We start from the raw sequence: 19,993 nt of genomic DNA on the forward strand, positions 1-19,993 counted from the left end.
GAAATCAGCCGCCGAACTGCGCCGCCTGCACGCCGAGATACAGCAGCTCAAGGCCGAGAAGGCCGAAATGGCAAGACTGCATTTCGAGAACTATGAGTTCCAGCGCACGAAAGCCGACAATGCCACTGCAACTGTGTACCAGTTTCACTATGCGATGAAAGATGCTGGCTGGCATCCAGGCCGCACCGACGATGATTTGACGGAAATCATTCGCGCCAAGGGGCGTGAGCTGGCCCAGCTATCAGCGCGGCAGGCTGCGCCGGATGAAGCACTACGGGACGCGCTGGTGCGTGCCAGAGATTGGTTTGAATCCCAGGCAAAGGTGGTCAGCAAGGGCTGTGGATCGCCGTGGAACCTCATGCAGTTGCGTGATGAGCGCGATGCAGCGGATTCCGCTCTCTCAGCTGCCCCTCCCCCACCTGAGCGGGAGCCGCAGAAGCATGAAGAGAATCGCGAGCTGGCTGAGACTGCCATGCGCTTCGTCGATCGCGCAGGTGATGTTCACCCCGGCATAGACGATGCAGACCGCATATGCGCTGAGTTCCACGCGGCCATGATGGAAGTGATCGAAAAGTGGCACCCGATGCCAATGCCACCAGGAATAGGAGCCACCAATGACAACCCCTGACCCAAGCCGTGAGGCAGACCGCTGGCAGCCAATCGAGACTGCGCCGAGGGATGGCACGCACTTCCTTGCTTTGATCGGAGGCCTGCCCTATGAGGCGCGGTTTGACGAACAGGGCCGCTTCATTCGATTCATCCACACCAATATTGCGCCGGGCGCGGTTTGGAAAATCCATCATCAAGGCGGCAGAGAGCTGCGCGAGCAGCACCTACCGCCAGAGGAGCCGCGCTACGTGCCAACAGGGATGATCTGGCAGAACGGCTTCGACTTCAAACCCTCCCATTGGGCGCCTCTCCCCGTCGCCCCAAAGCAGGAAGGAAGCACATGAACAATCTGATTTTCCGGGCTATGACTTTTGCACGAAAGGTGCATGCCCAGCAAGAACGCAAATACACGGGAGAGCCTTACTTTATCCACCTGGCTGAGGTCGCGGCTATTGTCGCGTCTACCCTGGCCGTAGATGAGTTCGGCTTTGAGGATGCCGTGGCTACGGCATGGCTGCACGATACGGTAGAGGATTGCGAGGTAACCCTTAACGAGATAGAAAACCTGTTCTCCTATCGAGTTGCTCTTGGGGTTTCCGGCCTGACAGATATCGAGACAGGTGCGAACAGAGCCGAGAGGAAAGCAAAGGCCCGAGAACGGCTCGCAGCCTGCTCGGGATGGATTCAAACCATCAAATGCGCCGATCTCATCAGCAACACATCGAGCATCGTCAAGCACGACCCGAAGTTCGCAAAGGTCTACCTTGAAGAAAAGCGCCTACTGCTGGATGTGATGGACAAGGCTGACCCTCGGCTGCGCGAGATGGCGTATCGACAATTCTCGGCGCTACCAAGCTGGGAGTGAGCCATGACCACCAAACGCTCCCGCAAATGGGGTGACAAACGAGCACCCCTCCCCGAACAAGACGAACCCGAGCCCCGCAACTGCGGGGTTCTTCATTTTGGAGATTGATATGAACGATCTACTAACCCTCTCCGACATCGCCAAACTTCACCACTGCGGAGACCGCCATGCACGCGATGTTCTGGTCAAACTTCCCGGATTTCCGCCACCCGCACCAACCAGCACGCCAAGAAAAAGACTGTGGCTCAGAAGCGAAGTTCGTGCATATTTATTCAGAAAACCCGCACAAATCCCGCACAAACCTCAGAAAGCCTTATAGCGCAATGGTATTGCTGCCATGGTGCGGTGCCAGCATCAGGTCGGCACGCAAAGCGGCTGGCGCATCGGCATGGCGCTGTACCAGCGCCCATTCCTGGGCACGCTCGATGTCGCCGGGCAACAAGGCGGCCGCTGCATGGCCACCAAGCGCTGCGGCCTCGATACGCAACACACAGCTCATGGGATTGCCCGAGCTTTGCCTGGGGATGGGGCTGTCGGCAGCACCCAGCTCCTGCTCGCCTGGAAACAGCACGCTGAACTGCACGCCATCCCAGGTCCATGTCTGGCCCGCAGCACAGTCCTGCCAGGGCGCGGCGGCTATGCCCAGGCGCTGGCGCTCATGGGGCAGCAGCGAGCCCAGCACGCCGGCAGGCCGGAGTTGCTCGACCACCGCCTCGGCGCCGCCGGTATGGTCCACATGCCCATGGCTCAGCACCAGCAGATCGAGCCTGCCGCTGTCCAGCCCGCGCACGTCCATCGCCCGCATGGCCGGCACCACCACCCGGTCACCGGCGTTGCTGCCCGGGCCATACAGCGGGCCGGCGTCGTACAGCAGGCTATGCCTGGCCGTCTGCACCACCACCGCCTGCCCCTGGCCCACATCGAGCGCCCACAGTTCAAACTGGCCATGCACCGGCCGCAGCGGTTGCCAGAACAGGGCTGGCAGCAGACAAGGCAGGCCCAGCAGCCGCAGCCGCCAGGGCCAGGGCAGCACCAGCCACACACCGCCCAGCACCGCAGCCAGCGCCGCCCAGCCAGGTGCCGCCGCCAGCCACAGCGCCGCATGGGGCCAGCTCGCCAGCCATTGCAGGACCAGCATCAAGGGCTGCAGCGCCCAGGCCGCCGCCGTCCACAAGGCTGGCAGCACCGCGCCCAGCAAGGCCAACGGCGTGACCACCCAGGTCACCCACGGAATGGCCAGCAGGTTGGCCACAAAACCCACCACCGACACCTGGCCAAACAGCAGCAGGGACAAGGGCGTGATCGCCAAGGTCACCACCCACTGCTCGCGCAGCAGCTGGGCCGTGGCGGCCAACGCGCCGCGCAGGCCGCGCTGTGCCGCGCCCAGGGCGGGCGCTGCGGCCGCGCGGTTGCCGGGCCCTCGGTCGGATGCAAACAAGATACCGACTGCCAGAAAGCTGAGCCAGAACCCCGCCTGCAACAAGGCCATCGGCTGGGCCAGCACCACGCAGACGCAGGCCAGCAACCAGCGCATGTACCAGGGCCACTGCCGGCCGCTCGATGCCAGCGCAGCCACGACGACCAGCATCAGCACCGTGCGCTGCGCAGGGATGCCCCAGCCGCTGAACACCGCATACAGCCCAGCGCACAGCACGCCACCCCACAGCGCGACATGGGGTGCCGGCAGCCACAGGCACAGCGCCGGGCTGCGCCGCCAGACGATGCGGATCATCGCCGCCGATACCCAGGCAAACAAGGTGATGTGCAGGCCCGAGATCGCCATCAGATGGGCCACCCCGGTGATGCGGAACACACGCCAGTCCTCGCGGTCAATGGCGCGCTGCTCGCCTGTCACCAGCGCCACCAGCACACCGGCAATGCGTGCCCGCTCTGCCGCCTGCGGCTCGCCCGGCGGCGCCAGCTGCTGCACCATGCCATCGCGCACCGCCTGCCGCAAGCGCTCCACCGCATGGCCTTGCCGCGATGCCAGCAGCTGTGGCTCCAGCGCCTGCCCGTGCCGCACATAGCCCGTTGCCTGCACCCCTTGCTCCCACATCCACATCTCGTAGTCAAAGCCATGCGGGTTCAGGCTGCCATGGGGAGCGCGCAGACGCACCGGCAACCGCCAGCGCTGCCCCGCCTGCAGCAGCGGCAAGGCGCCCTCTGCCGATGCAGGCTGCTCCATCGGCACGCGCGCAAAGGCGCGGTGGTCTGCGCGGTACCAGGACAGGTCGACCAGCGGCGGCACGGCTACCGCCGCCCCCTCCAACCAGGCCTGCTCGGTCTTCAGCCGAAAGCGCTGGCCGCCGCTGACCGGCAAAGGCATCGCCACGATGACACCCTCCAGCTGCAGGTCCACACCCTCAAATAGCGGCTGCAACTGCGAGTGTGCTTGGTGGACGGCACGCATGCCCGCCAGGCCAAACGCCAGCGCGGCGGCTGCCAGGCAGCATAGAGCGCGATCCGGCCACGGCAGCGGCCTGCGCCAGCGGCTCAGCAGCAGACTGGCCACGGCCCCCAGCAGTGCCGATGCGGCGTAGTGCCAGCCCAACCCCAGGCTGGCCTGCTGCAGTTGCACCGCCGTACCGGCCAGGATGCCCCACAGCCAGGCGGCCGGCCGCCAGTAGCAGCGCCTGCCCGGCCCTCCCCTGCGCGGGTCCGCCGGCTGGGCGGAAGAAGTCTCCATCATCCCCACATGCTAGGCAGCGCTGCCCATCAGCCCGATCCGGACTTGCCCTAAAGTGGGTCGTTGCCCCTCTCAGGCGACACGGGCAACGACGCTCAAGCAGGGCATTTGTGCCACACTGGCGCTTTGCCCCGCCTCCATTGTTGAAAGGATTCCATGAGCGTTTACGACAAACTCCAGGCCCTCGGCATCAGCCTGCCACCGCTGGCGGTGCCCGCTGCCGCCTACCTGCCCTATGTGCAGACTGGCAACATGGTGTTTTTGAGTGGTCACATTGCCCGCAAGGATGGCAAGCCCTGGGTGGCGCAGTTTGGCCGCAACATCAACACCGAAGAAGGCAAGCTGGCAGCGCGCGCCGTGGCCATCGATCTGCTGGGCACCTTGCAGCATGCCGCCGGCGGCGATCTGAACCGGGTCAAACGCGTGGTCAAGCTGATGAGCCTGGTCAACAGCACCGGCGACTTCACCGAGCAGCACCTGGTCACCAACGGCGCCAGCGAGTTGATCGCGGAGGTGTTTGGCGCTGACAAAGGCGCCCATGCCCGCAGCGCCTTTGGCGTCGCCCAGATTCCGATGGGTGCCTGCGTCGAGATCGAGCTGATCGCCGAACTGGCCTGAGCCGCACACCACGCCATGCGGCGCCCATGCCCTGCGGGTATGGCGCCGCATTGTTTTTGCATGCGTGCTGGGCCGGCGCTAGCTCTAAGATGCCTCTCTTCCTCACCCCAGCAAGGACCAGACCGGCATGTGCATCTACGAACAACTCCAAGCCCTGAACATTGAACTGCCACCGGTGCGCACGCCCGCCGCAGCTTACGCACCCTATGCGCAGACAGGCCAGCTCGTGTTTATCAGCGGTCACACGGCCAGCAAGAACGGCCAGCCCTGGACCGGCAAGCTCGGCAAGACCATGGACACCGCTGAAGGCCAGCAGGCAGCACGCGCGGTCGCCATCGACCTGATGGGTACTTTGCAGGCAGCGGTGGGCGGTGACTTGAACAAGGTCAAGCGCATTGTCAAGCTGATGAGCCTGGTCAACAGCACAGAAGACTTCACCGAGCAACATCTGGTCACCAACGGCGCCAGCGAACTGCTGGCCCAGGTGTTTGGGCCGGACAAGGGAGCCCATGCCCGCAGCGCGTTTGGCGTGGCCCAGGTGCCCCGGGGCGCCTGTGTGGAGATTGAACTCATCGCAGAAGTGGAATAAATCTGTAGATTAATCAATAGATTTTTCGCTAAATCCCTACAACAGCCGCAGCCATGCGGCTTTCTTGTGGGCGCCGTATCATGGCAGTCGCTTAACGCCCCACCCTGCCCGATTGATATTAGCCATGCAAGAGCCCCGCCCCGCCTCCTCCTCCAACAACACCACCCGTGGCAACGGCGGCTTTCAACGGCTGCGCAGCGGCTGGCTCGTGGCAACGGCCTGCTCTCTGGTGGCCTGTGCCTCGACCCCGGACGAGGACAGCCAACGCCGCTACCAGGCATCGCCCCAGTATTCGTCCGCTGAAAAGCGCTTTCAAAACCCGCCCAATCCTGCCGCCAAGCCCCATGCCGGCGGCTTCCAGATCTGGTCGCGCTTTCTGTTCGGTGACAAGAGCGGCACCACACCGCTGGACAGCATTCCCGTCAACACCGTCACCCCGGCGCAGCTGCAGGCGCTGCCCGCGGATGCCAACCATGTGATCCGGCTGGGCCACTCGTCGCACCTGCTCAAGCTCCAGGGCAACTACTGGCTGATCGACCCGGTGTTTGGCGAGCGGGTATCGCCGTTCAGCTTTATTGGCCCCAAGCGTTTCCACCCCACACCGCTGCCGTTGCAAGACCTGCCGCCCATTGCCGGCCTGATCCTGTCGCACGACCACTACGACCACCTGGACGAGCCGACGATCAAGTTCCTGCTGGGCAAGGTGGAGCGCTACTTTGTGCCGCTGGCCGTGGGCGCACGCCTGCGCGGTATGGGGGTTGAGCCTGATCGCATTGTCGAGCTGGACTGGTGGCAGCAACAGCAGCACGCCGGCGTGGAAGTGACCGCCACGCCCAGCCAGCATTTCTCAGGCCGCACGTTGAGCGACCGCAACAGCACGCTCTGGGCGTCCTGGGTGCTGCAAACGGGTGGCCAGCGTATCTACTACAGTGGCGATACCGGCTACTTCCCCGGCTTCAAGGCGATTGGCGAGAAGTTCGGCCCCATGGACCTCGCGCTGATGGAAAACGGCGCCTATGACGCCTACTGGCCCTCCGTCCACATGACGCCGGAAGAAACCATCCAGGCCTTTACCGATGTACGCGGCCAGGTGCTGTACAGCGTGCACAACAGCACCTTTGCGCTGGCCATGCACGGCTGGCGTGAACCCATGGACCGGCTCGCAGCACTGGCCCAGCAGCAAGGCATCCAACTGGCCACGCCCGAGATCGGCGAGGTGCTGACCGTGGGCCAGCCGCGCAGCAACAAGCGGTGGTGGGAAGCACTGCGCTAAGCGCTTTCTTCGACTTCAGCACCGCCCGCCCCCGGACTTACTCCACCTCGATCTGGGCGCGCTGCGCCACATCGCGCATCAGCGGCAGCTCGCGCTCCACGCGCGCCTTCAGCGCACTGCCATTGCCCCAGGCAGGGGTCAGGCCAATGCTCTCCAGCTTCTGCTGCGTGGCGGGCTGGGCCATCACATCGGCCAAGGCGGCCTCGAGCTTGGCACGCACCGGCTCGGGCAGGCCGGCAGGCGCCAAAAAGGCAAACCAGGTGCTCATGTCAAAACCGGGAAAGCCGCTTTCCGCAACCGTGGGTACGTCGGGCAGCAAGGCCAGGCGCTGGGCGCCCAGTGCGGCAATCGGCTTGATCTTGCCGGCCTTGATCAGCGGCGTGGTCGCCACCACGGTGTCCACCGCCAGTTGCACCTGGCCACCCATCAGCGCCGTCAGGCTCGGTGTGCTGCCGTTGAAAGGCACATGCAGCATGCGGATGCCGGTCGCGCTCTTGAGCATCTCGCCGCCAAAATGCACCGATGAGGCCGGGCCAAAGGAGCCGTAGGAAAAGCGGTCCGGCGCCGCCTTCGATTGCGCCACCAGCTCCTGCAGCGACGTGGCCTTGACGGCCGGGTTCGCCACCAGCACCAGGCCCATGTCTGCGACCAGGCCCAGCATGCTGAAGCTGCGCACTGGGTCATAGGGCAGCGCCTTGCGCACCACCGGGTTCATCGCCAGGGTGGAGCTAGCGCCCAAGAACAAGGTATAGCCATCGGGCGCCGATTTGGCGACCTGCCCGCCCGCCACGGCCGTGCCTGCCCCCGGGCGATTCTCCACAAACACCGACTGGCCCAGCTTCTCGCTGAGCTGCGATGCCAGCAGCCGGCCCAGAATGTCCGTGGCGCCACCGGGCGCAAAGGGCACCACCAGCTTGATCGCACGGTCAGGGTAGCCTTGGGCCCACGCAGGGCGCAAGGCCAGGCTGGCAGCGCCTGCGGCCAGGCAGGTCAAAAAGCGGTGACGGGATATCGGCATGGACATGGGATCTACCTTTTTGTCGACAAACGGGTGCAGGACCCTCGCAGGCCAGCGCTGCAGCAGCGCTGGCTCTGTGGCGGTCTGCGCAGAGGAAATGCGGTGGACCAGCAGGGGCGGAGCGCGCGGTTCACCTAGCCCAGCAAAGGGCTGCGCCGGCGCGCGTGGCCGCTGGCCTGGTCGTAGGCATGGCCGATTTGCAGCAGCGCCCGGTCAGCATGCGTGGGCCCGATGATCTGCAGGCCAGCGGGCAGCCCGCTGGGGCCAAATCCGGCGGGGACGGACAGGGCCGGCAAGCCGGCCATCGTGGCACCGACCACCGTCTGCATCCAGCGGTGGTAGGTGTCCATGCTGCGGCCGCCCACGGCATGGGGCCAGTCCAGTTCGGCCTCGAACGGGAACACCTGTGCAGCGGGCAGCACGACGAAGTCATAGCGCTCGAACAGGCGGCGCAGCACTTCGTACCAGCTGCTGCGCACCTTGGCGGCGGCATAGATGTCCATGGCTGACAGCGCGCGGCCCCGCTCCATTTCCCACAAGGCCTCAGGCTTGAGCAGCGCGCGCTTTTGCGGGTCGTCGTACAGCGCCGCGTTGGCGCCCGCCACGCTGAAGCTGCGCAGATCGATCCAGGCGCGCCAGAGCTGCTCCAGGTCAAAGTCGGGCAGCACCTCATCCACTGTGCAACCGATGTCGGCAAAAGCGCCCAGCGCCGCGCGGCAGGTGTCGAGCAGGCCCGGCTCGGTGGGCAGGTGGCCGCCCAGGTCACCCAGCCAGGCGATCTTGCGGCCCCGGAAGTCGCGCTCCAGTCCCTGGCCCCAGTCCTGCGCGCCATCGCTGCGGTGGGTCAAGGGCAGGCGCGCATCAAAACCTGCCTGCACCGACAGCAGCAAGGCCAGATCGGGAATATCGCGCGCCATCGGCCCGGCCACGCTGAACTGCTGGAAAAACACTTCATCGCCCGGGCCATGCGGCACGCAGCCCACCGAGGTGCGCAGGCCGTACACATTGTTGAAGGCAGCTGGCGTGCGCAGCGAGCCCATCATGTCCGAGCCATCGGCCACGGGTAGCATGCGCAGCGCCACGGCCACCGCAGCTCCGCCGCTGCTGCCGCCAGCCGAGCGGCTCTGGTCAAAGGCATTGCGCGTGGTGCCGTAGACCGGGTTATAGGTATGGCCGCCCAGGCCAAACTCGGGCGAATTGCTGCGCGCCACAAAGAGCGCACCGCCTGCGCGCATGCGCTCGAAAATCACCGCATCGCTGCTGCTGACCTGGCCCTGGAAGATCGGCGAGCCCTTCGTTGTCACCATGCCCGCGGCGGGTGAAATATCCTTGGGTGCCTGCGGAAAGCCGTGCAGCGGCCCCCGGCTTTTGCCCTGGGCCAGTTCGGCATCGAGCTGCGCGGCCTGGGCCAGCAGCGGCTCGCGCGGCATCGGCGCGACCAGCGCGTTCACCGCAGGGTTGAGCCGGTCGATCTGGCCCCAGAAGGCCTGCAGCACCTCGGTGCAGGACAGCGCGCGCCGCTGGATGGCCGCCGACAGCGCCACGGCGCTCAACTCGACGATGCTGTGGTCGGCAGGAACAGGCTGGGATGGCATGGGAGGTATGTCTCTTGGATGTCGTAAAAATCCAGCATAGGCAATGCTGCCCATTTCGACAATCACAATTTTTTGCGGTTATCGTTGCGTTTTTTGCAAAGCAGACCATGACCCCCTCGCAACACCTCCAGGACACCGCCATCCGCTATTTTCTGGAAGTCGTGCGCAGCGGCTCGGTCAGCGAGGCCGCGCTGCGCCTGAATGTCTCGGCGTCCGCCGTCAGCCGCCAGATCGCATCGCTGGAGGAAGTGCTGCAGGTGCCGCTGTTCGAGCGCCGCCCGCGCGGCATGGTGGCCAGCGCGGCCGGTGAGTTGCTCGCCACCCATGCCAAGCGCCATGCGCTGGAGGCCGAGCGCGTCGTCGCCGATATCGAGGCGCTGCAAGGCCTGCGCCGAGGCCAGGTGCGGGTCTGCGCATCGGCCGGCTTTGCGTTTGAGTTTCTGCCGTTGGCCATGGCCACGTTCCGGGAGCAGCACCCGGGCATGCAGTTCCAGCTGGTGTCCGCCTCGCCCGCCCAGGTCACCCAGGCCGTCCGCAACGGCGAGGCCGACATCGGTCTGACCTACAGCCGTGTTGCCGTGCGCGATATTGATGTGCAGCACCGCCAGAACTCACCGGTCATCCTGATCATGCCGCCCGGCCATCCGCTGGCCCGCTTTGCCAGCGTAAGCCTGGCGCAAATGCAGCCCTACCCGCTGGCCTTGCTGGACGATGGCAATACCGCGCGCCAGCTGTTTGACATTGCCAGCGGCCAGCGTGGCCTGGTGTTTGAGCCCGTGCTGGAGAGCGGGCAGTTCGATGCGCTGGTGCGCTTTGTGCTGCATGGCGGCGGGCTCACCCTGGGGGGCGAGGTCACCGTGCGCGAGTATGTGCGCCAGGGCCTGCTGCACACCGTGCCTATCCGCGAGCGCGGCATGCATGCGCGCTTGATCGAACTGCAAACGCTGACGGGCCGCAACCTGCCCCGGGGCGTGCGCGCCTTTGTCGACCATTTGCGAGCGCTGTTGCCAGCGCAGCGTTGATCGGCGCTGCAACGACGGGACATGAAAAAGCCCTGCCGGGCGATACCGGGCAGGGCTTGGGAGCGGTGGATGGTCGTGGGCAGTGCGTTTTATTCAACGCGGAACACGGCGTTGGGCTTGAAGCCCAGATCGGCGAGCTTGCCTTTTTTGGCGCGACCGGCCTTGGCATTGTTGAGGCTGCGGATCTCCAGGGTTTCCTCACGGGCCTTGCCGCCGCGCCCGATCCCTTCGATACGGATGCTGCGCGTGTAGACGGCGACACCGGCGAGGCGGTCCTTGTCCTCCAGGTCGATGAGCTTGAGCCCCTTGCCACCCTTGGCCATGTGGTTGAGCTCGGCGACCTCGAAGGTCAGGATGCGGCCGCCGACCGAGGCGCAGGCCACATGGCTGGCATCGGCCAGTGGCAGGCTGCCGCTGCTGCCCGAGATATGCGAGGGGGCGCACAGCGTATCGCCATCGTCCAGGCTGACAAAGGCCTTGCCACCCTTCTGGCGCGAAACCATGTTCTCCACCAGCGCGGTGAAGCCATAGCCGGCGCTGCTGGCCAGCAGCAGGCGGGCGGACAGCGGCCCGGCAAAGTAGTACTGGATCTGGGTGCCCGCTTCGAGCTCCATCAAGGTGGTGACCGGCTGGCCATCACTCCGGCCGCCCGGCAGGTTGGCGACCGCGACCGAGTAGACCCGGCCGTTGCTGCCAAAGACCAGCAACTGGTCCACCGTGCGGCATTCAAAGGTGCCATACAGGCTGTCGCCCGACTTGAAGCTGAAGCTGTCGGCCGCGTGGCCATGACCGGTGCGGGCCCGCACCCAGCCTTTTTCCGACACCACCACGGTGACCGGCTCATCGACCACCTTGACTTCGGCGACGGCCTTTTTCTCTTCCTGGATCAGGGTGCGGCGGGCATCGGCAAACTGCTTGGCGTCGGCTTCGATCTCCTTGACCATCAGGCGCTTGAGCGACGCAGGGTTGGCCAGAATGTCTTCGAGTTTGCCCTGCTCTGCGCGCAGCTCGGTCAGCTCCTGCTCGATCTTGATCGCTTCGAGGCGGGCCAGCTGGCGCAGGCGGATTTCCAGGATGTCGTCGGCCTGGCGCTCGCTCAGGTCAAAGCGCGCCATCAGCGCGGCCTTGGGCTCGTCGCTGGCGCGGATGATCGCGATCACCTCGTCGATATTGAGCAGAATGGTCTGCCGGCCTTCCAGGATATGGATGCGGTCCGTCACCTTGGCCAGACGGTGCTCGGAGCGGCGCGTGATCGTCTTCTGGCGGAACTGGATCCACTCTTCCAGCATCAGGCGCAGCGACTTCTGCGTGGGCTTGCCGTCGATGCCGATCATCGTCAGGTTGACCGACGAGGAGCTCTCCAGGCTGGTATGCGCCAGCAGGCAGGTGATCAGCTCGGACTGCGCAATCTTGCCGGTCTTGGGCTCGAACACCAGGCGTACCGCTGCGTCCTTGCTCGACTCGTCGCGCACGCCATCGAGCAGGGACAGCACGGTGGCCTTGAGCTGGCTTTGCTCCTGCGTCAGGGTTTTCTTGCCGGTCTTGATCTTGGGGTTGGTCAGGTCCTCGATCTCCTCGAGCACCTTTTGCGAGGACACGCCGGGCGGCAGTTCGTTGACGACCAGTTGCCACTGGCCGCGCGCGAGCTCTTCGATGGTCCAGCGCGCACGCACCTTGATCGAGCCGCGACCCGTGCGGTAGGCATCGGCAATGTCCTTGTCGCTGCTGATGATCTGGCCGCCACCCGGGTAGTCCGGGCCGGGAATGATCTGCTGCAGGTCGAAGTCCGTCATCGCCGGCTTCTTGATCAGCGCCACACAGGCATCGGCCACTTCGCGCAGGTTGTGGCTGGGGATTTCGGTGGCCAGGCCGACCGCAATGCCGCTGGCGCCGTTGAGCAGCGAGAACGGCAGACGCGCCGGCAGCTGGCTGGGCTCCTCGGTGGAGCCGTCGTAGTTGGGCACAAAGTCCACCGTGCCCATGTCGATCTCGTCGAGCAGCAGGCTGGTGATCTTGGACAGGCGCGCCTCGGTGTAGCGCATCGCCGCAGCGCCATCGCCATCACGGCTGCCAAAGTTGCCCTGGCCGTCGATCAGCGGGTAGCGCTGGGCAAAGTCCTGGGCCATGCGCACCAGCGCGTCATAGGCAGATTGGTCGCCATGCGGGTGGAAGCGGCCCAGCACATCGCCGACGACACGGGCGCTTTTGACGGGCTTGGCCGCCGTGGCGCGGTTGGGGCCGCTGTAGCCCAGGCCCATGCGGTCCATCGCAAACAGGATGCGGCGCTGCACCGGCTTCAGGCCATCGCAGACATCGGGCAGCGCACGGCCCTTGACCACCGACAGCGCATATTCCAGATAGGCGCGCTGCGCGTAATTGCCCAGGTCCAGGCTGTCGCCGTCGTCGGGCTCGGGGTTGGATAGCAAATCCAGACCGGTTTGTTCACTCATGGTTGTTCAGCTTTCTTTGCTTGTGGCACGGCTGCACGCGGCTGTGGTTGGTGTTGTCATTCAGCGGCATGGGCAGCGGGACATTCGATGGCTCCGTCAGACAGGATGCGAAGCCCAGACGCAGACAGGGCTGCGGCCAGGCAAGGCAAAAGCGGCAAAGCCATCGATGCTGGAGACATGCAATCAGATATCGATTTCTACTTCGTGGCCATGGAGTTCCATCAGGTCGCGGCGGGCCGCAGCCTCGCCCTTGCCCATCAGCTGGGTCATGACCTCACGGGTGGCCAGCAGGTCGGTGCGGCTCAGGCGCACCGGCAGCAGGCGGCGGGTGTCCGGGTTCAACGTGGTTTCCCAGAGCTGCTCGGCATTCATCTCGCCCAGGCCCTTGAAGCGGCTGACCTGGCATTTCTCCCGGGGTACGCCATCCTTGGCGGCCTTGTCGAAGATGGCATGCATCTCCGCCTCGTCCAGCGCATAGACCTTGGCCGCGGGCTTTTTGCCCCGGGCAGGAATATCGACGCGGAACAGCGGCGGCCGCGCCACGCAGACATGGCCTTTCTCGATCAGCTGCGGGAAGTGCTTGAAGAACAGGGTCAGCAGCAGCACCTGGATGTGCGAGCCGTCCACGTCCGCATCGCTGAGGATGCAGATCTTGCCGTAGCGCAGACCGCTCAGGTCCACCTCGTCATCGGGGCCATGGGGATCGACGCCGATGGCCACCGAGATGTCATGGATTTCGGTATTGGCAAACAGGCGGTCGCGGTCCACCTCCCAGGTGTTGAGCACCTTGCCGCGCAGCGGCAGGATGGCCTGGGTTTCCTTGTCGCGGCCCATCTTGGCGCTGCCGCCGGCCGAATCACCCTCGACCAGAAACACCTCGTTGTAGGCCAGGTCGCGGCTTTCGCAATCGGTCAGCTTGCCGGGCAACACGGCCACGCCGCTGCCCTTGCGCTTTTCCACCTTCTGGCCGGCGCGCTGGCGCGTCTGTGCTGCCTTGATCGCAATCTCTGCGAGCTTCTTGCCATATTCGACGTTCTGGTTCAGCCACAGCTCCAGCGCAGGCCGCACCATGCCCGAGACCAGGCGCACGGCGTCGCGCGAGTTCAGGCGCTCCTTGATCTGACCCTGGAACTGGGGATCGAGCACCTTGGCAGACAGCACATAGCTGGCGCGGGCAAACACGTCCTCGGGCATCAGCTTGACGCCCTTGGGCAGCAGCGAGTGCAGTTCGATAAAGCTCTTGACCGCCTGGAACAGGCCGTCGCGCAGGCCACTTTCATGCGTGCCGCCGGCGGTGGTGGGGATCAGGTTGACATAGCTCTCGCGCACCGGCTGGCCTTCGTCGGTGAAGGCCACGCACCAGGACGCCCCTTCGCCCTCGGCAAAATGGTCGTCGCTGCGGCCGGCGAAGCCCTCGCCTTCGAACACCGGAATGAGCGGGTCCACCGGCAGGGTCTGCAGCAGGTAGTCCTTGAGGCCACCCTTGTACTGCCAGGTCTGCGTCTCGCGGCTCTTGTCCTGCGTCAGCTGCACGCTGACGCCGGGCATCAGCACCGCCTTGCTGCGCAGCAGGTGCACCAGCTCGCCCATTGGCAGATGGCTGGATTCGAAATACTTGGCATCGGGCCACACACGCACCGTCGTGCCCTGCTTGCGGTCACCGCTGACCATCGGCCGCACCTTCAGCGGCTCGACCACATCGCCACCGGCAAAGGCCATCGTGGCGACGGAGCCGTCGCGGTGCACGGTCACTTCCATGCGGGTGGCCAACGCATTGGTCACCGACACCCCCACGCCATGCAGACCGCCGGAGAAGCTGTAGGCGCCGCCCTGGCCCTTGTCGAACTTGCCGCCCGCATGCAGGCGGGTAAACACCAGCTCCACCACCGGCGCATGTTCTTCGGGGTGCATGCCAAAGGGAATGCCCCGGCCGTCGTCCTCCACACTGATCGACGCATCGGTGTGCAGATAGACGCGGATCTTCTTGCCAAAGCCGGCGAGTGCCTCGTCAGCGGCGTTGTCGATCACCTCCTGGATGATGTGCAGCGGGTTGTCAGTACGGGTATACATACCCGGGCGCTGCTTGACCGGTTCGAGCCCCTTGAGGACCCGGATCGAGCCTTCTGCGTATTCACTGGTAGACGTGTTTTTGCTTGCCATAACTTTCCATTCTAGCGGCTGCCATTGTAAATAGCTGTATAGATAAACAGGTGGATTTGTTGACGATTCACGACGCTTGGTCGCAACAGCCTGCAATGGGCTTGGCTGGCCACTGGGCAATATGCGAGAGACAGCCGGTTTTGGGGGTTGGAGTAACAATCCGTGCATAACGAGACAAGCTAGGACTATGCAAAACAACGCACAACAATTGACGATGGCCCGCGTGCTGCTGTGCGGCGGCGCCGTGGTGACGCTGTCGATGGGCATCCGCCACGGATTTGGCCTGTGGCTGCAGCCGATCACGCAGGAGATGGGCTGGACGCGCGAATCCTTTGCGCTGGCGCTGGCGGTGCAAAACCTCAGCTGGGGCCTGATTGGCATCTTCACCGGCATGCTGGCCGACCGTTTTGGCGCCAGCAAGGTGCTGGTCTGCGGCGCGCTGCTCTATGCGCTGGGCCTGGCCGGCATGGCCTGGGCGCCCAATACGCTGGTGTTCGCGCTCACGGCCGGGCTTCTGATCGGCATGGCGCAGACAGGCACCACCTATGCGGTGATCTATGGCGTCATCGGGCGCCAACTGCCTACCGAGAAACGATCCTGGGCCATGGGGGTGGCTGCAGCGGCCGGCTCCTTTGGCCAGTTCTTCATGGTGCCGGTCGAGGGCCAGCTGATCGCCCACCTGGGCTGGCAGAACGCGCTGCTGGTCTGTGCGGTATTGGTGCTGACCATCGTGCCGCTGGCCATCGCGCTGCGCGAGCCCAATTTCCACGCACTCAAGCGCCACGCGGCCGCAGGCCAGCAGCAAACCATCGCCCAGGCCGTGGGCGAAGCCTTCCGCAATCCCAGCTTCTTGCTGCTGACGGCGGGTTACTTCGTTTGCGGCTTCCAGGTGATGTTCATTGGCGTGCACATGCCCAGCTACCTGAAGGACTTCGGGCTGCCGCCGCATGTGGCCAGCTATTCGCTCGCGCTCATCGGCCTGTTCAACATCTTTGGCACCTACCTGGCAGGCTCACTGGGCCAGCGCATGGCCAAGCGCTACCTGCTCTCGGGCATCTATTTCATCCGCGCGATCGCGATCGTGGTGTTTCTGCTGGTCCCGCTGTCGCCCTGGTCGGTCTATGTGTTTGCCGCCGTGATGGGCTTTTTGTGGCTGTCCACCGTGCCGCTGACCAATGGCGCCATTGCACAGATCTTTGGCGTGCAGCATTTGTCCATGCTCAGCGGCTTTGTGTTCTTCAGCCACCAGATCGGCAGCTTCCTGGGCATCTGGCTGGGCGGCTACCTGTATGACCACACCGGCAGCTATGATGTCGTCTGGTACGTGGCCATTGGGCTGGGCGTGTTCGCCGGCCTGGTCAATCTGCCCGTCAAGGAAGAGCCCGTGCGGCGCCAGCCACTGGCGGCCTGACCACCGAACTCTCATGCAACAGCCTGCACCCCCAACACCCTCCAACGCTGACGCCACGCCGCTGCGCGGCTGGCAGCGCGCTGCCATCTGGCTGCTGGTGGCGGTGCTGCTGGCACTGGTGTTCATGCTCTATACGCAACCGGAATTCATGGTGCGCATGGCCGACCATGTCTGGGCCTGCTTCTGAGAACGTGTCTACGTTCTCCCCGCGCCGCGATGTAGCGATCGCAGACACGATCCAGCCGATGACCCACACCCACACCCACACCCACACCCCCGCCCCCTCGCCCTGGATCACCCGCTTTTCTGCGCTGATCCCGGCTGGCCGCCAGGTGCTGGATCTGGCCTGCGGCCAGGGCCGCCATGCGCGCTACCTGCAGGCCCAGGGTTTGCAGGTGACGGGCGTGGACCGCGACGGTGCGGCCCTGCAATCGCTGCAGTCGGGCACGGGAGGCGAATGGCTGCAGGCCGATATCGAAAACGGTGCCTGGCCGCTGAAAGGCCGGCTCTTCGATGCAGTGGTCGTGACGAACTATCTGTGGCGCCCGCTGTGGCCGCGCATTCTGGCCAGTGTGGCCCCTGGCGGGCTGTTGTTGTACGAGACCTTTGCGCAGGGCAACGAAGCCTACGGCAAGCCCTCCCGGCCCGATTTTTTGCTGCAACCGGGCGAGCTGTTGCAAGTCTGCGCCGGCTGGTCGGTCATCGCCTATGAGGCAGGGCTGCTGCGCAGCCCGGAGCGGGTGGTACAGCGCATTGCGGCGCGCCGCCCGCACGGCGCAAGCCCCCTGCCAGCCACGCCGCTGCCCTGAAGCGGCCTCCGCTTTGCATAACTTTGCGGCCTTGCGCGCGCGGCCCGATACCGCCGAAACCCAATAGGCATGCGGTTTTCGCTTTGTCACACCTTGCACAAAGCCGGCCCAACTTCCTCCACATTTGGCTTCTATAGTTCAACCATAGGCTCTGCGGAGAGGCGTAAACACACTCCAGTTTCTCTGTTTCACCGCTTCTTTCTGTTCCACACCAGATCGCGGCCTGGCCGCAGAGCCTCTTTTTATACAAGGAATGCCATGAGTTCTCAACCACTTCGCCATCGTCTGCTGTGCAGCACCGCCGTGACTGCAGCCCTCTGGATCGCCGCCGCACAGGCCCAGGCCGCCAGCCCCGCCCAACCCGCCCCGTCCAAGCAAGCCATTGAGGCTTGCCAGGGCAAGAAGGCCGGCGACGCCGTCCAACTGACACTGGACAATGGCACCACCGCCAAGGCCACCTGCCGCCAGGTGGGCAAGCAACTGGTCGCCAAGCGTGGCGCATCCATCGGACCCTGAAGTCCGCTGGTAACGCCCCGATCAAGCAACACTTTTACACACCCACGCACTGTGTAAGAGAATAGCCGGGCAGGCATTGCGCCTGCCCGTTTTTGCCGTTTGCGCTCCTCCATCCAACGCCCCAGCTGCTTTCTGTGACCACTTCCCGCTTCCAACAGTTGCGTTTCACCCGCTTGCAGACACGGGTGCTGCTGGCCATGGTGCTGCTGCTGCTGGGGCTGCTGCTGGGGTTTTTTGGCTTTTCGTACTGGAGTCTGCAGCGCGGGCTGGGCGGCTACGTGGCACAGATCGAGCTGGGGCGGCTGGAGTATCTCGAAAGCCAGCTGCGGCGCGAATATGCGAAGGACCCGCATTGGGCTTCGCTGACCCCGGAGCGCTGGAATGCACTGACCCGCTTTGGCAGCCAGGCGGCCGTGCCCGTCTCGCCCCCTGCCGAGACAGTGGCACCGCGCCGGGCCACACTCGGGCCTGCACTGACCCAGCAATTGCGCCCCATCGAGCGCCACCCGCTGTCCCAGCGCCTGGGTCTGCTCGACAACCAGGGCAAGCTGATTGCCGGTGTGCCGCCCACGCCCGGCAGCGCCAAAAACCCGCTGTTCGATGGCCAGCACATGCTGATTGGCACCCTGACCTTGAACCAGCCCGAAGACCTGAAAAACCAGATCGACAATGCCTTTTTGAAGGAGCATCTGGTGTTTCTGGCGATTACCGGGCTGCTGGGGCTGCTGTTGGCCGGTGCCCTGTCCTGGTGGCTGAGCCGCCGCTGGATTCGGCCCATCGAGGCGCTGAGCGAAGGGGCGAAGGCATTTGCCAGCGGACAGCTGGACTACCGCATTGCCGTGGCCGGCCATGATGAGCTGGTGCAGCTGGCCGACCGCTACAACCACATGGCCGAGCAGCTCTCGCAAGCCCAGGCACAGCAGCATGAATGGCTCACGCAGGTGGCCCATGAGTTGCGCACCCCGCTGGCAGCCGTGCGGGCCGAGATTGAAGCCGTGCAGGATGGCATCCGCAGCTTTGATGCGCAGACGGCCGCGCGCCTGCACCGCCAGATCCTGCGCCTGACCCAGCTGGTCAGCGACATGCGTGCCACCATCCCGACCGCACTGGTGGTGCACGCACCCGAGGCCGCCCCTGCGCTGCAGCTGACCGCCCACCTGCCCGCGGCTGCGCGCCCGCTGGACATGCGGGCCCAGACCATCGAGGCGGTGGAAGCCGTGCAGATTCGTTTCAGCCAAGCGGGCATCAGCCTGCCCACGGCCCAGGAGCTGCTGGCCGCACTGCCGCCTGCCTGGGTGCAGGGCAATGCGCAGCAGTTGCACCAGGTGCTGAGCAATATCCTGGAAAACAGCCTGCGCTACACCGATGCGCCGGGCCGTGTCAGCATCAGCGCCAGCCTGCATGGGCCAGCACCTGATTCGGGCCAGCGCTGGCTGGAGCTGCACCTCGATGACAGCAGCCCCTCGGTGCCGCCAGCCGAACTGCCCCGTATTTTTGAACGCTTCTACCGCGTAGAGACCTCGCGCAGCCGCGCCAGCGGCGGCTCGGGCCTGGGGCTTGCGATCTGCAAAAGCATTGTGCAAGCCCATGGAGGACAATTGCAGGCCTCCATCTCGTCCTTGGGCGGTCTGCGCCTTACCTTGATCCTGCCCTTGATAGACCCTGTTGCATGAACACCGCCAAACCCCGCATTCTGTATGCCGAAGACGAGGCCGATATCGCCTCGGTTGTCATTGACTACCTGCACCACGCCGGCTATGAGGTCGAGCATTTTGCCGATGGCAGCCAGGCCATGGCGGCGCTGCGCGCCCGCGCGCCGCAGCTGGCCATTCTCGATCTGATGCTGCCCGGCACCGACGGCCTGAGCATTCTGCGCGAGTGCCGCGCGCGCCAGATCTGCCCCGTCATCTGCCTGACCGCCAAGGTCGAGGAAGTGGACCGGCTGGTCGGCCTGGAGATGGGCGCCGACGACTATATCTGCAAGCCCTTTTCGCCGCGCGAGCTGATTGCCCGCGTCAAGGTGATCCTGCGCCGCCATGCACCACCTGCTCCCGGTGCGGCAGCCAGCCAGGCCGCCAGCGACTGGCAGCTGGACGAGACCACCAGCCAGGCCAGCTGGCGCGGCCAGGATCTGGGGCTGACGCGGCGTGAGTTTGCGTTGCTGCACATCCTGCAGCGCCACCCCGGGAAGATCTACCCCCGCAGCCAGTTGCTGGACCTGGCCTATGCCGATGCGCTGGAAGTGAGCGACCGCGCGATCGACAGCCATATCAAGAACCTGCGCAAGAAACTGCGCACGGTGATGGGAGACGACGCCGATTGCATTCGCTCGATCTATGGCGTCGGCTTCGCATTTGAAGGCTAGCGCTGCA

At 64.9% G+C, this 19,993-nt stretch carries 18 protein-coding genes and 1 pseudogene; 14 read left to right on the forward strand and 5 right to left on the reverse strand.

What is annotated here, in order from left to right; translation table 11 throughout:
- The 4 genes and pseudogenes from ACCQ08_RS16790 to ACCQ08_RS16805 all read left to right on the forward strand — a co-directional run.
- Positions 1–628: pseudogene (locus ACCQ08_RS16790) on the forward strand (hypothetical protein); the annotation flags it as partial.
- Positions 615–953, forward strand: coding sequence for a hypothetical protein (locus ACCQ08_RS16795; protein ID WP_373450442.1), 339 nt, complete (start codon positions 615–617; stop codon positions 951–953). The pseudogene ACCQ08_RS16790 and the gene ACCQ08_RS16795, both read left to right, overlap by 14 nt.
- On the forward strand, positions 950–1,474 hold the full coding sequence (locus tag ACCQ08_RS16800; RefSeq protein ID WP_373450443.1) for an HD domain-containing protein: 525 nt from the start codon (positions 950–952) through the stop codon (positions 1,472–1,474). The genes ACCQ08_RS16795 and ACCQ08_RS16800 overlap by 4 nt, the downstream gene beginning before the upstream one ends.
- A gap of 109 nt (positions 1,475–1,583) precedes the next feature.
- Positions 1,584–1,793 carry a hypothetical protein gene (locus ACCQ08_RS16805; RefSeq protein WP_373450444.1) on the forward strand — a complete coding sequence of 70 codons (210 nt, stop codon included), beginning with the start codon at positions 1,584–1,586 and terminating at the stop codon, positions 1,791–1,793.
- On the opposite strand, the gene ACCQ08_RS16810 is transcribed toward ACCQ08_RS16805, so the two are convergent.
- Positions 1,788–4,160 carry a DNA internalization-related competence protein ComEC/Rec2 gene (locus tag ACCQ08_RS16810; protein ID WP_373450445.1) on the reverse strand — a complete coding sequence of 791 codons (2,373 nt, stop codon included), beginning with the start codon at positions 4,158–4,160 and terminating at the stop codon, positions 1,788–1,790. The two genes, ACCQ08_RS16805 and ACCQ08_RS16810, sit on opposite strands and share 6 nt — an antisense overlap.
- A 156-nt stretch (positions 4,161–4,316) precedes the next feature.
- Between ACCQ08_RS16810 and ACCQ08_RS16815 the strand changes: the two genes are divergently transcribed.
- The 3 genes from ACCQ08_RS16815 (at position 4,317) to ACCQ08_RS16825 (ending at position 6,640) form a co-directional block, all read left to right on the forward strand.
- The gene (locus ACCQ08_RS16815; protein WP_313332279.1) at positions 4,317–4,778 is read left to right on the forward strand and encodes a RidA family protein; all 462 of its coding nucleotides are present in this window, start codon (positions 4,317–4,319) and stop codon (positions 4,776–4,778) included.
- A 127-nt stretch (positions 4,779–4,905) separates the two neighbouring features.
- Positions 4,906–5,367 (forward strand): RidA family protein, encoded by a 462-nt coding sequence (locus ACCQ08_RS16820; RefSeq protein ID WP_312461828.1) that lies wholly within the window; start codon positions 4,906–4,908, stop codon positions 5,365–5,367.
- A gap of 124 nt (positions 5,368–5,491) precedes the next feature.
- Entirely contained in the window at positions 5,492–6,640 is a 1,149-nt protein-coding gene (locus ACCQ08_RS16825; protein ID WP_312413531.1) for an MBL fold metallo-hydrolase, read from the forward strand.
- Positions 6,641–6,677: 37 nt separating this feature from the next.
- Here ACCQ08_RS16825 and ACCQ08_RS16830 read toward each other — a convergent pair whose 3' ends face one another.
- Together ACCQ08_RS16830 and ACCQ08_RS16835 are read right to left on the reverse strand one after the other, a co-directional pair.
- Complete coding sequence (locus ACCQ08_RS16830) at positions 6,678–7,658, reverse strand: Bug family tripartite tricarboxylate transporter substrate binding protein (protein WP_373450446.1); 981 nt, start codon at positions 7,656–7,658, stop codon at positions 6,678–6,680.
- 134 nt (positions 7,659–7,792) lie between these two features.
- Positions 7,793–9,253, reverse strand: coding sequence for an amidase (locus ACCQ08_RS16835; protein ID WP_373450447.1), 1,461 nt, complete (start codon positions 9,251–9,253; stop codon positions 7,793–7,795).
- A 107-nt stretch (positions 9,254–9,360) separates the two neighbouring features.
- On the opposite strand from ACCQ08_RS16835, the gene ACCQ08_RS16840 reads away from it, so the two are divergent.
- Entirely contained in the window at positions 9,361–10,275 is a 915-nt protein-coding gene (locus tag ACCQ08_RS16840; RefSeq protein WP_373450448.1) for a LysR family transcriptional regulator, read from the forward strand.
- Positions 10,276–10,364: 89 nt separating this feature from the next.
- Here the strand turns inward: ACCQ08_RS16840 and parC are convergent, their stop codons facing one another.
- Positions 10,365–12,725, reverse strand: coding sequence for a DNA topoisomerase IV subunit A (gene parC / locus ACCQ08_RS16845; RefSeq protein ID WP_373450449.1), 2,361 nt, complete (start codon positions 12,723–12,725; stop codon positions 10,365–10,367).
- A 183-nt stretch (positions 12,726–12,908) separates the two neighbouring features.
- Entirely contained in the window at positions 12,909–14,885 is a 1,977-nt protein-coding gene (locus tag ACCQ08_RS16850) for a DNA topoisomerase IV subunit B (RefSeq protein ID WP_312413521.1), read from the reverse strand.
- A gap of 187 nt (positions 14,886–15,072) precedes the next feature.
- Here ACCQ08_RS16850 and ACCQ08_RS16855 point away from each other — a divergent pair, with 187 nt between their 5' ends.
- The 6 genes from ACCQ08_RS16855 to ACCQ08_RS16880 all read left to right on the forward strand — a co-directional run bounded on the left by ACCQ08_RS16855 (position 15,073) and on the right by ACCQ08_RS16880 (position 19,986).
- On the forward strand, positions 15,073–16,296 hold the full coding sequence (locus tag ACCQ08_RS16855; protein WP_373450450.1) for an MFS transporter: 1,224 nt from the start codon (positions 15,073–15,075) through the stop codon (positions 16,294–16,296).
- A 13-nt stretch (positions 16,297–16,309) separates the two neighbouring features.
- Positions 16,310–16,483 carry a hypothetical protein gene (locus tag ACCQ08_RS16860; RefSeq protein WP_373450451.1) on the forward strand — a complete coding sequence of 58 codons (174 nt, stop codon included), beginning with the start codon at positions 16,310–16,312 and terminating at the stop codon, positions 16,481–16,483.
- Positions 16,484–16,541: 58 nt separating this feature from the next.
- Positions 16,542–17,105 carry a class I SAM-dependent methyltransferase gene (locus ACCQ08_RS16865; protein ID WP_373450506.1) on the forward strand — a complete coding sequence of 188 codons (564 nt, stop codon included), beginning with the start codon at positions 16,542–16,544 and terminating at the stop codon, positions 17,103–17,105.
- 258 nt (positions 17,106–17,363) lie between these two features.
- Positions 17,364–17,621, forward strand: coding sequence for a hypothetical protein (locus ACCQ08_RS16870; protein ID WP_239809023.1), 258 nt, complete (start codon positions 17,364–17,366; stop codon positions 17,619–17,621).
- Positions 17,622–17,755: 134 nt separating this feature from the next.
- Complete coding sequence (locus ACCQ08_RS16875; protein WP_373450452.1) at positions 17,756–19,294, forward strand: ATP-binding protein; 1,539 nt, start codon at positions 17,756–17,758, stop codon at positions 19,292–19,294.
- Positions 19,291–19,986 carry a response regulator gene (locus ACCQ08_RS16880; protein WP_312461838.1) on the forward strand — a complete coding sequence of 232 codons (696 nt, stop codon included), beginning with the start codon at positions 19,291–19,293 and terminating at the stop codon, positions 19,984–19,986. The genes ACCQ08_RS16875 and ACCQ08_RS16880 overlap by 4 nt, the downstream gene beginning before the upstream one ends.
- Positions 19,987–19,993 lie beyond the last annotated feature (7 nt).

The sequence above is a fragment of the Comamonas sp. SY3 genome, from assembly GCF_041730275.1.
GTDB lineage: Bacteria > Pseudomonadota > Gammaproteobacteria > Burkholderiales > Burkholderiaceae_C > Comamonas > Comamonas sediminis.